This window comes from Nocardioides coralli, assembly GCF_019880385.1.
GTDB classification, from domain to species: domain Bacteria; phylum Actinomycetota; class Actinomycetes; order Propionibacteriales; family Nocardioidaceae; genus Nocardioides; species Nocardioides coralli.
The window spans coordinates 393,830-407,136 of the sequence record NZ_CP082273.1 but is presented as its reverse complement, the minus strand read 5'-3'; the positions used below and the strand labels follow the sequence as shown (position 1 = coordinate 407,136).

At 71.1% G+C, this 13,307-nt stretch carries 11 protein-coding genes; 6 read left to right on the top strand and 5 right to left on the bottom strand.

The genetic code is table 11. The features are described from left to right. Genes K6T13_RS02010 through K6T13_RS02000 form a run of 3 tightly spaced genes read left to right on the top strand, consistent with a single transcriptional unit; the run spans position 1 to position 2,475 of the window. The gene (locus K6T13_RS02010; RefSeq protein WP_222896519.1) at positions 1–546 is read left to right on the top strand and encodes a tripartite tricarboxylate transporter TctB family protein; all 546 of its coding nucleotides are present in this window, start codon (positions 1–3) and stop codon (positions 544–546) included. After that, a complete protein-coding gene (locus K6T13_RS02005) occupies positions 539–2,083 on the top strand; it encodes a tripartite tricarboxylate transporter permease (RefSeq protein ID WP_222896518.1) in 1,545 nt (514 codons plus the stop codon). The genes K6T13_RS02010 and K6T13_RS02005 overlap by 8 nt, the downstream gene beginning before the upstream one ends. Then, positions 2,080–2,475, top strand: coding sequence for a universal stress protein (locus tag K6T13_RS02000; protein WP_222896517.1), 396 nt, complete (start codon positions 2,080–2,082; stop codon positions 2,473–2,475). Before K6T13_RS02005 ends, K6T13_RS02000 begins: the two co-directional genes overlap by 4 nt. A gap of 22 nt (positions 2,476–2,497) precedes the next feature. Here the strand turns inward: K6T13_RS02000 and K6T13_RS01995 are convergent, their stop codons facing one another. After that, entirely contained in the window at positions 2,498–3,130 is a 633-nt protein-coding gene (locus tag K6T13_RS01995; RefSeq protein ID WP_222896516.1) for a hemerythrin domain-containing protein, read from the bottom strand. A gap of 183 nt (positions 3,131–3,313) precedes the next feature. On the opposite strand from K6T13_RS01995, the gene K6T13_RS01990 reads away from it, so the two are divergent. From K6T13_RS01990 to rarD, 3 genes are read left to right on the top strand one after another with little or no spacing between them, the layout of a single operon-like run. After that, complete coding sequence (locus K6T13_RS01990; protein WP_222896515.1) at positions 3,314–5,236, top strand: 2-oxoacid:acceptor oxidoreductase subunit alpha; 1,923 nt, start codon at positions 3,314–3,316, stop codon at positions 5,234–5,236. After that, positions 5,233–6,327, top strand: a complete 1,095-nt coding sequence (locus K6T13_RS01985; protein ID WP_222896514.1) for a 2-oxoacid:ferredoxin oxidoreductase subunit beta — start codon at positions 5,233–5,235, stop codon at positions 6,325–6,327. Before K6T13_RS01990 ends, K6T13_RS01985 begins: the two co-directional genes overlap by 4 nt. A 54-nt stretch (positions 6,328–6,381) precedes the next feature. Next, positions 6,382–7,290 carry an EamA family transporter RarD gene (gene rarD / locus K6T13_RS01980; RefSeq protein WP_222896513.1) on the top strand — a complete coding sequence of 303 codons (909 nt, stop codon included), beginning with the start codon at positions 6,382–6,384 and terminating at the stop codon, positions 7,288–7,290. A 16-nt stretch (positions 7,291–7,306) separates the two neighbouring features. Here rarD and K6T13_RS01975 read toward each other — a convergent pair whose 3' ends face one another. Genes K6T13_RS01975 through nuoL form a run of 4 tightly spaced genes read right to left on the bottom strand, consistent with a single transcriptional unit; the run spans position 7,307 to position 13,291 of the window. After that, positions 7,307–8,317 carry a polyprenyl synthetase family protein gene (locus K6T13_RS01975; RefSeq protein WP_430227844.1) on the bottom strand — a complete coding sequence of 337 codons (1,011 nt, stop codon included), beginning with the start codon at positions 8,315–8,317 and terminating at the stop codon, positions 7,307–7,309. Continuing rightward, entirely contained in the window at positions 8,314–9,906 is a 1,593-nt protein-coding gene (nuoN, locus tag K6T13_RS01970; protein WP_222896512.1) for an NADH-quinone oxidoreductase subunit NuoN, read from the bottom strand. The genes K6T13_RS01975 and nuoN overlap by 4 nt, the downstream gene beginning before the upstream one ends. Further along, complete coding sequence (locus K6T13_RS01965) at positions 9,903–11,435, bottom strand: NADH-quinone oxidoreductase subunit M (protein ID WP_222896511.1); 1,533 nt, start codon at positions 11,433–11,435, stop codon at positions 9,903–9,905. The genes nuoN and K6T13_RS01965 overlap by 4 nt, the downstream gene beginning before the upstream one ends. Continuing rightward, positions 11,432–13,291, bottom strand: coding sequence for an NADH-quinone oxidoreductase subunit L (nuoL, locus tag K6T13_RS01960; RefSeq protein WP_222898108.1), 1,860 nt, complete (start codon positions 13,289–13,291; stop codon positions 11,432–11,434). The genes K6T13_RS01965 and nuoL overlap by 4 nt, the downstream gene beginning before the upstream one ends. Between the last annotated feature and the right edge of the window lie 16 nt (positions 13,292–13,307).

The window sequence follows — 13,307 nt, the reverse complement described above, 5'->3', positions numbered from 1 at the left end:
ATGTCCACCACGCACTCATCGGGGTCCCCCGCCGGGGTCCGCGCTGGGCGCACCACCCCCGCCGGCGAGCTCCTGTTCGCCGGCGGGGTGGCCGCCCTCGGCGTCTTCGCGCTGGTGCGCGCCGGCGCGATCAACGAACCGATCACCGCCGGCTCGATGGGGCCGCGGACGCTGCCCTACCTGGTCGGCGGCGCCCTCGTCGTCGCCGGCCTCGCCGTCGCCGTCGCGGTCCTCCGGGGCCACCGCGGCGAGGCCGAGGAGGGCGAGGACGTCGCCGATGTGGACCACACCGACTGGGCCACTGTCGGGATGCTGGTGGGCCTGCTCGTGCTCCACATCTTCCTGATCGTCCCCGCCGGCTGGCCGGTGGCCGCGACCTTCCTCTTCGCCGGCTCCGCGGTCGTGCTCGGCGCCCGGCCCTGGTGGCGCACGGCGCTGGTGGGCCTGGCGCTGTCGCTGGTCCTCCAGGTCGCGTTCGCCGGCGGACTCGGGGTCTCGCTCCCCGCCGGCCCGCTGCTCGAGGGGGTGCCGTTCCTCGATGGATAGCCTCGCCGCCCTCATGGAGGGCTTCGGAACGGCTCTCCAGCCGTCGTACCTGCTGATCGCGCTGATCGGCGTCTTCGTCGGCACCGCGGTCGGCGTGCTGCCCGGCATCGGCCCGGCGATGACCGTCGCCCTGCTGCTGCCGCTGACCTACAGCCTCGACCCGACCGCGGCGTTCATCCTGTTCGCCGGCATCTACTACGGCGGGATGTACGGCGGCTCGACCACCTCGATCCTGCTCAACACCCCCGGTGAGTCGGCGTCGATCATCACGGCGCTCGAGGGCAACAAGATGGCCAAGGCCGGTCGCGGCACCGCCGCGCTGGCGACGGCCGCCATCGGCTCCTGGGTCGCCGGCACCGTCGCGACCGTGGCGCTGACGTTCGTCGCGCCGATCGCGGCCGACCTCGCCGTGCAGCTCGGCCCGGTCGACTACGTGGCCCTGATGGTCCTCGCCTTCCTCACCGTCGGCGCGCTGCTCGGCAGCTCGGTGAGCCGCGGCCTCGCCTCGCTCTCGCTCGGGCTGTTCGTCGGGCTGGTCGGGGTCGACCTGATCTCGGGCCAGCAGCGGTTCACCTTCGGGTTCGCCGTGCTCGGCGACGGCATCGACGTCGTCCTCGTCGCGGTCGGCCTGTTCGCGGTCGGCGAGGCGCTCTACGTCGGGTCCCGACTGCGGCGCGGCCCCGTCGCCGTCGTCCCGATCAGCAGGGGCTGGCGCACCTGGCTCACCCGCGAGGAGCTGCGGCTCTCGTGGAAGCCGTGGCTGCGCGGCACCGCCATCGGCTTCCCGATCGGCACCATCCCCGCCGGCGGAGCGGACGTCTCCACCTTCCTCTCCTACGCAGCGGAGAAGAAGGTCGCCCCCGAGGAGCGCAAGGAGCAGTTCGGCCACGGCGCGATCGAGGGCGTGGCCGGGCCCGAGGCGGCCAACAACGCGGCCGCGGCCGGCGTGCTCGTGCCCCTGCTGACGCTGGGCCTGCCGACCACCGCGACCGCGGCGATCATGCTGGCGGCGTTCCAGCGCTACAACATCCAGCCGGGCTCGCAGCTGTTCAGCGGCGACGCCACCCTCGTCTGGGCGTTGATCGCCAGCCTCTACATCGGCAACCTGATGCTGCTGGTCCTGAACCTGCCGCTGGTCGGGCTGTGGGTCCGCGTCCTGCAGGTCCCGCGTCCCTACCTCTACGCCGGGATCCTGACGTTCGCCGCCATGGGGGCCTTCGCCGTGAACTTCATCCCGGCCGACGTGGTCATCCTGCTCGTGATCGGCGTGCTGGGGTTCTTCATGCGTCGCTACGGCTACCCGATCGCGCCGATGGTGGTCGCGATGATCCTGGGCCCGATGTTCGAGGCGCAGCTGCGGCGGTCGCTCTCGATCTCCCAGGGCGACCCGCTGACCCTGGTCCAGTCACCGTTCGCGCTGTCCGTCTACGTCGCGCTGGCGCTGCTCACCGTGGGTTCGATGTGGCTCAAGCGACGGGAGAAGGCGGCCTCGACGGTGGCGCCCGCGCCGGCCGAGAAGCAGGAGGTGGGCTCGTGACCGTCGTCCTCGGCTACATCCCCGGCGACCTGGGCGAGGCGGCGCTCGCCACCGCCGTCGACGAGGCCCGCCGCCGCGACACCGACCTGGTGGTCGTCAACACCACCCGCGGGGACCGGCTCGTCGACCGCCGCTACGCGCACGACGACCAGGCGATCGCACTCGGGTCGCGGCTGGCGGCCTCCGGCGTGCCGCACGAGGTACGCCGGTTCACCTCCGACGGCCTCGCGGCCGACGCGCTTCTCGAGGTGGCCGGCGAGGTCGGCGCCGAGGTGGTCGTGATCGGGCTGCGGCACCGGACGCCGGTGGGCAAGCTGATCATGGGCTCCACCGCGCAACGGGTCCTGCTCGAGGCGGCGTGCCCGGTGCTGACGGTGAAGCTGCCCCGGTGAAAGGGCTGCCCGCGCCTCCCGGTCACCGCCAGACCGGCGCGACCTCGCGGTGGTAGGCGCGCCCGAAGCCCTTGCTGAGCACCAGCAGCACCGGCGGCGGGACCGCCGCGCGCAGGTCGGCCAGGGTCTGGGCGTCCGCACCGTCCTGCACCCAGGCGAGGAAGCGCCCTGAGTAGGACAGCGGGTCCTTCTGCAGCTGCTTCTCGACCGCCTTGCCCGCCGGCGTGCCGAGCAGGGGCAGCAGCAGGGGGACGACGTCCCGCTCCTCGTGCCGCAGGTGGGCCTCGGTGACCTCGCGGGCCGCCGCCACCCGATCTGCGGCCGAGGCCGCCGCCGCACCGGTCGGCTCGGCGACCAGCGCCGCCACGGCGCTCGTGGCCGCCTCCATCGCTGCCGACATCGCCTGGTGCTCGGACTCCATGGCGTCGATCACCCACGCGTCGACGGCGCCGGTCGTGCGCGCCCAGGGCCAGACGATCTCGTCCTCCCCTTGGTGGTGGTGGTGCAGGTGCTCCCACAGCTCGGCCCAGGCGCGGTGGAGCTGGCGCGCCCGGTCGGCATCACCCTCCGGGAACGAGCGCAGGGCCGCCTCCATGCGGGCCAGGTCGCGTCGTACGGCGTTGTGGACGATGATGTTCATGTCGGGCTGCGCCATCGCAGACACCCCTTCCCAGGTGCCCTTCGAGGTTACGACCGCAGCGCGTGCCCGGGGAAGGGCCCGGCCGGCGTCCCGGTGGGGGAGATCACGTTCGGCTCCACCGGCCCGCGACTATCGTGGAGGGGTGCCCGGGAGCCGCGGCACACCCCCCTAACATGCTCTGGAGGAGGAGCGCCCGTCGTGTCCAAGCAGGTCAAGCAGCTCGACCGCGTCATCATCAGGTTCGCGGGCGACTCCGGCGACGGCATGCAGCTCACCGGTGACCGCTTCACGCAGGAGTCGGCCGCCTTCGGCAACGACCTGTCGACGCTGCCCAACTTCCCCGCCGAGATCCGGGCGCCCCAGGGCACGCTGCCGGGTGTCTCGTCCTTCCAGGTCCACTTCGCCGACCACGACATCCTCACCCCCGGCGACGCCCCCGACGTGCTGGTGGCGATGAACCCCGCCGCCCTCCGAGCCAACCTCGGCGACCTCCCCAAGGGCGCCACGATCATCGTGGACACCGCCGACTTCAGCGCCCGCAACCTCAGCAAGGCCGGCTACGCCGACAACCCGCTGGAGGACGGCTCGCTCGACGAGTACGCCGTCCACCCGGTCGACCTGACCGGGATGACGGTCGAGGCCGTCAAGGAGTTCGGCCTGTCCCGCAAGGACGCGTCGCGCGCCAAGAACATGTTCGCGCTCGGTCTGCTCTCGTGGCTCTACGGCCGGCCGACCGACTCGACCATCAGCTTCCTCGAGCGACGCTTCGCCAAGGTGCCCGACATTCGCGACGCCAACGTCACGGCCTTCCGGTCGGGGTGGAACTTCGGCGAGACCACGGAGACCTTCGCCGTCACCTACGAGATCAAGCCGGCACCGATGACGACCGGCACCTACCGCAACATCACCGGCAACCTCGCCCTGGCCTACGGCCTGGTGGCCTCCAGCGTGCAGTCCGGGCTGCCGCTGTTCCTCGGGTCCTACCCGATCACCCCGGCCTCCGACATCCTCCACGAGCTGAGCAAGCACAAGGCGTTCGGCGTCTCCACGTTCCAGGCCGAGGACGAGATCGCCGGTGTGGGTGCTGCGATCGGCGCGGCCTTCGCGGGGCGACTGGGTGTGACCACCACCAGCGGACCCGGCATCGCCCTGAAGTCCGAGGCGATCGGGCTCGCCGTGATGACCGAGCTGCCGCTGCTGGTGATCGACGTCCAGCGCGGCGGTCCCTCGACCGGCCTGCCGACCAAGACCGAGCAGGCCGACCTGCTGCAGGCGATGTTCGGACGCAACGGCGAGGCACCGGTGCCGATCGTGGCGCCGCGGTCCCCGGGCGACTGCTTCGACGCGGCTCTCGAGGCGGCCCGGATCGCGATCACCTACCGCACGCCGGTGATGCTGCTCTCCGACGGCTACCTCGCCAACGGGTCCGAGCCGTGGCGGATCCCGGAGCTGGCCGACCTCCCCGCCATCGACCCGGCCTTCGCCATCGCACCCAACCACCACGTGGAGGGTGGTGACGACGACTTCTGGCCCTACCAGCGTGACGAGGCCACGCTGGCCCGCCCGTGGGCGGTGCCCGGGACGCCCGGGCTCGAGCACCGGATCGGCGGCCTGGAGAAGGGCGACGGCCACGGCAACATCTCCTACGACCCGGCCAACCACGACTTCATGGTCCGGACCCGACAGGCCAAGGTCGACCGGATCGCCGACTCGCTGCCGCCCACCGAGGTCGACGACCCCACCGGCGACGCGAAGGTGCTGGTGCTGGGGTGGGGGTCGACCTACGGCCCCATCGGCGCCGGCGTACGCCGGGTGCGGACGGCCGGCTACAAGGTCGCCCAGGCCCACCTGCGCCACCTGAACCCGTTCCCGAACGACCTCGGCGACATCCTCGCCCGCTACGACAAGGTGCTGGTCCCCGAGATGAACCTCGGCCAGCTGGCGCTGCTGCTGCGGGCGCGCTACCTGGTCGACGCGATCGGCTACAACCGCGTCCGCGGACTGCCGCTGAAGGCGGCCGAGCTGGCCGAGGCCATCGGCGAGCTCGTGGCCCAGGCGGAGGGGATTGAGGTCGACCTGGTCCCGGCAACCACCACCGACGATGCGGAGGTCTCCCCGTGAGCACCACCGAGCTGCCCTTCCCCGGGTTGCGCTCCGGCGTCGAGGGCGTGCCCACCGTGCCCGACGACGCGCCCGCCCAGACTGGCAAGGACTTCACCAGCGACCAGGAGGTCCGCTGGTGCCCCGGGTGCGGCGACTACGCAGTTCTCAAGGCCGTGCAGGGCTTCCTGCCCGACCTCGGGCTGCGGCGCGAGAACATCGTCTTCGTGTCGGGCATCGGCTGCTCCAGCCGCTTCCCCTACTACCTCGACACCTACGGGATGCACTCGATCCACGGCCGCGCACCCTCGATCGCCACCGGGATCGCGACGACCCGCGAGGACCTGTCGGTCTGGGTCGTGACCGGTGACGGCGACGCGCTGTCGATCGGCGGCAACCACCTCATCCACGCGCTGCGGCGCAACGTCAACATGACGGTGCTGCTCTTCAACAACAGGATCTACGGACTCACCAAGGGGCAGTACTCCCCCACCTCCGAGCCCGGCAAGATCACCAAGTCGACTCCGATGGGGTCGCTGGACCACCCCTTCAACCCGGTCTCGCTCGCGCTCGGGGCCGAGGGCACGTTCGTGGCCCGCACGATCGACTCCGACCGCAAGCACCTCACGGGCGTGCTGGCGGCGGCTGCCGCCCACCGCGGCACGTCGTTCGTCGAGATCTACCAGAACTGCCCGATCTTCAACGACGGCGCCTTCGACGCGATCAAGGACCGCGACACCAAGGAGGACGCGATCATCCCGCTGGTCCACGGCGAGCCGATCCGGTTCGGCGTCGAGGGGCGAAAGGGCCTGATCCGCGACAGCGCGACCGGCGGGGTCAAGGTGGTCGAGGTCGCCGACGTCGGCGAGGGGGCGCTGCTGGTCCACGACGCGCACGCCGATGACCCGACGACGGCCTTCGCCATCTCCCGCCTGACCGACGCGGGCTACCTCCACCAGGCGCCGATCGGCATCTTCCGCCAGGTGGAACGCGCCACCTACGACGACGAGGCCCGCGCCCAGATCACCACCGCGCAGGGGGGTGTCGAGGGCGACCCCACCAGCCGGCTGCAAAGCCTGCTCCACGGCGGGGACACCTGGACGGTCGCCTGACCACCCCCCGGAATCCGGTCGCCGTCATGACCGACGACAACGTACGGTGATGACGTGCAGGACAGCCCCCGCGGACTCGCCTACGGCGCCGCCGCCTACGCGATGTGGGGCCTGTTCCCCCTCTACTGGCCCTTGCTGCAACCGGCGGGGGCGGTGGAGATCCTGGCCCACCGGGTTCTCTGGTCGCTGGTCACCGTCGTCCGGGTGGTGGTGGCGCTGCGCCGCGGTGCCGCCGTGCTCGCCGTGCTGCGGGACCCGCGGGCGCGGCTGCTGCTGCTCGGCGCCGCCGCGGTGATCAGCGTCAACTGGGGCGCCTACATCTGGGGGGTCAACAACGGCCGGGTCGTGGAGACGTCGCTGGGCTACTTCATCAACCCGCTGGTGACGGTGCTGATGGGTGTCCTCGTGCTCCAGGAGCGGCTGCGCCGGTTGCAGTGGCTGGCAGTCGGGCTCGCCGCCGTCGCGGTGCTCGTGCTGACCATCGACTACGGCCGCCCGCCGTGGGTGGCGCTGGTCCTCGCCTTCTCCTTCGCGACCTACGGGCTGGCCAAGAAGCAGGCGGGCGTCGACGCCGTCGAGAGCCTCACGGTCGAGACCGTCTACGTCGGACCGGTGGCCGCGACCTACATCGCCTGGCTGCTCATGACGGGCAGCACCGAGTTCGGCGCCAACGGGGTGGGGCACGCCTCCCTGTTCCTCACCACCGGGATCGTCACCGTGATCCCGCTGCTGTGCTTCGGCGCCGCAGCGATCCGGGTGTCGATGGTCTCCATCGGGCTGCTGCAGTACATCGCCCCGGTCCTGCAGTTCGCGCTGGGGGTCTTCTGGTTCGGCGAGGCGATGCCCGCCAGCCGATGGATCGGCTTCGTGCTGGTGTGGATCGCCCTGGTGGTCTTCACCTACGAGGCCGCGACCCACCGACGCCGTCAGCTGCGGCTCGCGGCCGAGGCCGCCGCGGTCTGAGGACCGGCCGGCGAGGTCAGGTCGTGCGCGTGGCGACGACGTCGGCGAAGGACTCGAGAGCCGTCCGCACCGGTCCCTCGGGCAGCACCGTCAGCAGTCGCTTGGCCTCACGGGCCCGGCCGACCACGTAGTCCCGCGCCTGGGTCATGGCGGGGTGCGAGCGGAGCAGCGCCAGCGCCTCGGCGTGCCGCTCGTCGTCGGTGAGGTCGGAGTCGAGCAGCTCGCGCAGCCGGGCGTCGGCGGGGTCGGTGGAGGCACGGGCCATCAGCACCGGCAGCGTCGGGACACCCTCGCGCAGGTCGGTGCCGGGGGTCTTCCCCGACTCATCGGTGTCGGAGGCGATGTCGAGGATGTCGTCGCTGAGCTGGAACGCCGTGCCGACGATCTCGCCGTACGCCGTCAGCGCCTCCTCCACCTCGCGGCTCGCCCCGCCGAACCGGGCGCCGTAGCGCGCGGAGGTGGCGATCAGCGACCCCGTCTTGCCGGCCACGACGTCGAGGTGGTGGGCCAGCGGGTCCTCGCCCTCGGCGGGCGGGACTGTCTCGAGGATCTGCCCCTCGACCAGCCGGGCGAAGGTCTCGGCCTGGATCCGGACAGCCTCCGGACCGAGCTGTGCGGTGAGCTCGGAGGACTTCGCGAAGAGGAAGTCGCCGGTGAGGATCGCGACGTGGTTGTCCCAGCGCGCGTTGGCGGAGTCGGCCCCGCGTCGCAGCTCGGCCTCGTCCATGACGTCGTCGTGGTAGAGCGACCCGACGTGGGTGAGCTCCACGACGCAGGCGGCGTCGATCACCTCGGGGTCGTCCGGGTGCGGACCAACCTCGGCTGCCAGCAGGACCAGCAGGGGGCGGAAGCGCTTGCCGCCCGCCGCGAGCAGGTGCGAGGCGGCCTCGGTGACGTAGCGGGTGCGGCTGACGACGTGCCCGGCCAGCGCCTCCTCGACCCGCTGCATCCGCCGCTCGAGACGGTCGGCGAGCGCTGCGTCCGGGACGGGCAGCGCGAGCCCGCCCGCGGCGGGAGTGTCGGTCACCTGATGAACTCTCCCGCACGGCCGGCGAGGTCGAGCACCGGGCCCGGCACGATGCCGAGCACCAGCGTCACCGCCGCACCCACACCGATCGTCGAGGCCGTCAGCACCGACGGGCGGGTGACGCTCACGGTCCGCGCGTCGGGCTCCTGGAAGTACATGAGGCGGATGACGCGCACGTAGAAGAACGCCGCCACCACGCTGCTCAGCACCGCCACGACCACCACCGGGTAGGCGCCCGCGGACAGGGCGGAGGAGAACACAGCCCACTTGCCGATGAAGCCGGAGGTGAGCGGGATCCCGGCCATCGCCAGCAGGAAGAACGCGAAGACACCGGCCACGAGCGGCGACTCCTTGCCGAGTCCGACCCACCGCGAGAGGTGGGTCTGCTCGCCGCCGGAGTCGCGGACCAGCGTGACGATCGCGAACGCGCCGATCGTCGCGAAGCCGTAGGTGACCAGGTAGAAGAGCACCGCCTGCAACGAGGTCAGCTGGCCGATCGCCAGGTCCGTGGTCGCCTGCACGCCGAGCACGCCGGTCAGCAGGAACCCGGTGTGGGCGACCGCCGAGTAGGCCAGCAGCCGCTTCACGTCGCTCTGGGCGATGGCGAGCACGGACCCCACGACCATGGTGAGGATCGCGACCACCCACATCATCGGCTGCCAGGTCCAGCGGTCGGAGCCGAAGGCGACGTAGAAGAGCCGCAGCATCGCGCCGAACGCCGCCACCTTGGTGGCGGCGGCCATGAACGCCGTCACCGCGGTGGGCGCACCCTGGTAGACGTCGGGGGTCCAAGCCTGGAACGGCGCCGCGCCGACCTTGAAGAACAGGCCGACCGCGAGCAGCCCCATGCCGATCAGCAGCAGGTTGCGGTTGCCGATGTCGTTGCGGATCGCCTCGTTGATCGCAGCGAACTGCATCGACCCGGCGAAGCCGTAGACCAGCGCCACGCCGTACAGGAAGAAGCCGGAGGAGAAGGCGCCCAGGAGGAAGTACTTGAGCGCGGCCTCCTGGCTCAGCAGCCGACGACGGCGGGCGAGGCCGCAGAGCAGGTAGAGCGGGAGCGAGAGGACCTCGAGCGCCACGAACATCGTCAGCAGGTCGTTGGACGCGGGGAACATCATCATGCCGCCCACCGCGAAGAGCAGCAGCGGGTAGACCTCGGTGTGGTCGAGGCCGGAGGTCGAGGCCTTGCGCTCCGCGTCGGTGCCCGGCAGCGCGGCCGCCTGGCCGGCGAAGGCAGAGACGCCACCCTCGAGCTGCCGCTCGGCGAAGAGCAGCACACCGGCGATGGCGAAGAGCAGCAGCAGGCCCCAGATGAACACGGTCGGCCCGTCGAGGGCGAAGGAGCCCTCCATCGCCAGGTTGCCGTACGCCGCGCCGTCGCCGAGCTCGGGCAGGGCACGGGCCACCAGCACCGTGCCGACCAGCGCCGTGCCGAGGCCGACGACGGCCAGGAGGGCCTGCACGAGGAGGCGCATCGAACGCGGCACGAACGCCTCGACGAGCACGCCGAGGCAGGCCACGCCGAAGACGACGAGCAGCGGCCAGAGCTGGGAGTACTCGATGGTGGGCTTGGCGAACTCGGTCACTGGTGGGCCTCCTCACCCGCGTGGCCGGCGGTGGGGACGACAGGTTCCTCCGGCGTCACTCCCACCTGCTCGAGCGTGGTGTCGACGGTGGGGTTGATGACCTCGAGCAGCGGCATCGGGTAGAAGCCGAAGACCACCAGGGCCACGAGCAACGGGGCCACGGCACCCAGCTCGCGGCGGTCGAGGTCGCGGAACCCGGCCACCTCCGGGTGGGTCGGACCGGTCATCGCACGCTGGTACATCCACAGGATGTAGATCGCGGCCAGCACGATGGCGCTCACGGCCACGGCGCCGGCCCACCAGGCGTAGTCGAAGGCGGAGATCAACACCAGGATCTCGGACACGAAGGGCGACAGGCCCGGGAGCCCGCAGGCGGCGAGCCCTGCGACGAGGAAGGTGCCGGCCATCACCGGGGCGACCTTCTCGACGCCGCCCATCTGGCTGATGAGGGCGGAGCCGCGCCGGCGGACCAGGTAGCCGGCGATCAGGAACAGCGCCGCCGTCGCGATGCCGTGGTTGACCATGTAGAGGATGGCGCCCGCGCCGCCCTCGCTGGTGAAGACGAAGATGCCCAGCACGATCAGGCCGAAGTGGCTCAGGGAGGTCAGGCCGATCAGCCGCAGCATGTCGTCCTGGCCGATGGCGACGAGGGCGCCGTAGACGATCGAGATCAGCGCCAGCACCACGACGACCGGGGTGGCCCACTCGGACGCCCCGGGCAGCAGGCCGAGGCAGAACCGCAGCATGCCGAAGGTGCCGATCTTGTCCAGGATGCAGACCAGGAGCACCGAGGTCCCGGTGGTCGCACGCTCGGTGGTGTCGGCCAGCCAGGTGTGCACCGGGAACATCGGCGCCTTGATGGCGAAGGCAATGAAGAAGCCGACGAAGATCCAGCGCTCGGCGACGGGGTCGATGTCGAGCGTCGCCAGCTCGGAGATCAGGAACGAGGGGTTGCCCGCGCGGGCGGACACGACGTAGAAGCCGATCACCGACGCGAGCATGATCAGGCCGCCCGCCAGCTGGTAGATCAGGAACTTCACCGCGGCCCGGCTGCGGCCCTCACGACCGAAGCCGCCGATGAGGAAGTAGGCCGGGATCAGCGTGGCCTCGAAGACGATGTAGAAGAGGAAGACGTCGGTGGCCGCGAACACCGCGATCGAGAGGGCCTCGAGCATCAGCGTCCACGCGAAGAAGACGTCGGCCCGCGGGGAGACCTCGTGCCACGACGCGACCATGACGATCGGGACGAGGACCACGGTCAGCAGGATCATCAGCAGGCCGAGCCCGTCGACCCCGAGCGCGTAGTGGGCGCCGAACACGTTGATCCAGTCGTGCTCCTCGGTGAGCTGCATGCCCGCGCCGGCGTCGTACTGCAGCGCCATCAGACCGGCGACCGCGAGGGTCACCAGCGCGAAGCCGAGGCCGACCTGCCGGGCGATGACGCCGCCGGAGGGGAGGTAGGCGGTCACCGCCGCTCCCACCAGGGGGAGCACGATCAGGGTGGTGAGCCAGGGGAAGGCGTCGGTCATGCGAAGTTCACCGCCAGGAGGGTCAGCAGGACCAGCACGACGCCGGCCGTGAGGGTCAGGGCGTAGGAGCGGACGAAGCCGGTCTGGACGCGGCGGAAGGTCGCCGCCATCCCGGCCACGGCGGCCGAGCCGCCCTCGACCGCGCCGTCGACCAGCGTGCGGTCCGCCGTGGTGAGGCCGGAGACGACGTGGCGTCCGGGGGTCACCACGAGCCCGTCGTTGATGGCGTCGCCGTAGAGGTCGGCACGCGCGGCGCGGGTCACGAAGGACACGTCCTGCGGCGCCTCGCGCGGGATGTCGCGCCGACCGAAGAGCACGAAGGCGACGGCGACACCCACGGCGACGACGGCGGTCACCAGCAGGGTGATCACGATCGGGGGCAGCGGTGCCTCGTGGTGCTCCTCGGCGCCCACGACGGGAGCCAGGAACTCGACGATCCAGTCACCGAGGAGGAGGACGCCGCCGAGCACCGAGAGTGCCGCCAGCACGATCAGCGGCACCGTCATGACGCGGGGCGACTCGTGGGGGTGCACGCCCTTCTCCCACCGGTTGCGGCCGAAGAAGGTCATGAGCATGAGCCGGGTCATGTAGAAGCCGGTGATGCCGGCGCCGATCAGGGCGAGGACGCCGACCACCCAGTTCTCGGCGAGCGCGGTCTCGATGATCTTGTCCTTGGACCAGAAGCCCGAGAAGCCGGGGAACCCGATGATCGCGAGGTAGCCCATCGCGAAGGTCAGGTAGGTGACCGGCATCGCCTTGGTCAGCGCACCGTAGTGACGCATGTCGACGTCGTCGTTCATGCCGTGCATGACCGACCCGGCACCCAGGAACATGTTGGCCTTGAAGAAGCCGTGGGTGAGCAGGTGGAAGATCGCGAACGCGTAGCCGGCGACGCCGAGGCCGGCGCCGAGCATCATGTAGCCGATCTGGCTCATGGTCGAACCCGCCAGGGCCTTCTTGATGTCGTCCTTGGCGCAGCCGAGGACCGCACCCCAGAGCAGCGTCACCACGGCGACGACCACGACAGCGGTCTGCGCCACCGGGGCGAGCTCGAAGATGAAGTTGGCGCGGACGATCAGGTAGACACCGGCGGTCACCATCGTGGCGGCGTGGATGAGGGCCGACACGGGCGTCGGGCCCTCCATCGCGTCGAGCAGCCACGCCTGGAGCGGCACCTGGGCCGACTTGCCGCAGGCACCGAGCAGGAGCAGCAGGCCCAGGGCGGTCATCGTCGCCTCCGAGGCCTCCTCGGACACCGCGCTGATGGCACCGAAGTCGGTGGTGCCGAACGTGACGAACATGAGGGCGATCGCCAGCGAGAGCCCGACGTCGCCGACACGGTTGAGGACGAACGCCTTCTTGGCGGCCGCGGCGGCCGACGGCTTGTGCTGCCAGAACCCGATCAGCAGGTAGGACGCCAGGCCGACGCCCTCCCAGCCCAGGAAGAGGCCCAGGAAGTTGGCCGAGAGGACCAGCAGCAGCATCGCTGCGACGAACAGGTTGAGGTAGCCGAAGAACCGGCGGCGTCGCTCGTCGTGCTCCATGTAGCCGATGGAGTAGACGTGGATGAGCGAGCCGACACCGGTGATCAGCAGCAGGAACAGCGCCGAGAGGGGGTCGTAGAGCAGGTCCATCCCGACCGTCAGCCGGTCGGTCTCGAACCAGGTGAAGAGGCTCTGACCCACCTGACGGTCGTCCTCGGGCCGCCCCAGCAGCGCGAAGAACATCAGCAGGCTGATGAGGAAGGAGCCGATCGGCAGCGCCGTGCCGAGCAGGTGGCCCCACCGGTCGGTGGCACGGCCGCCCAGCAGCAGGATCGCGGCGCCGGCGAGCGGCAGCGCGACCACCAGCCACATCAGGCTGAGGACGCCG

What these genes read in the sequence shown, in the direction of transcription:
- K6T13_RS01965 (WP_222896511.1), bottom strand. Translation starts at nt 11,435, where the DNA reads ATGACCGACGCCTTCCCCTGGCTCACCACCCTGATCGTGCTCCCCCTG.
- K6T13_RS01995 (WP_222896516.1), bottom strand. Translation starts at nt 3,130, where the DNA reads ATGGCGCAGCCCGACATGAACATCATCGTCCACAACGCCGTACGACGC.
- K6T13_RS02010 (WP_222896519.1), top strand. Translation starts at nt 1, where the DNA reads ATGTCCACCACGCACTCATCGGGGTCCCCCGCCGGGGTCCGCGCTGGG.
- nuoL (WP_222898108.1), bottom strand. Translation starts at nt 13,291, where the DNA reads ATGTGGCTGGTGGTCGCGCTGCCGCTCGCCGGCGCCGCGATCCTGCTG.
- K6T13_RS02005 (WP_222896518.1), top strand. Translation starts at nt 539, where the DNA reads ATGGATAGCCTCGCCGCCCTCATGGAGGGCTTCGGAACGGCTCTCCAG.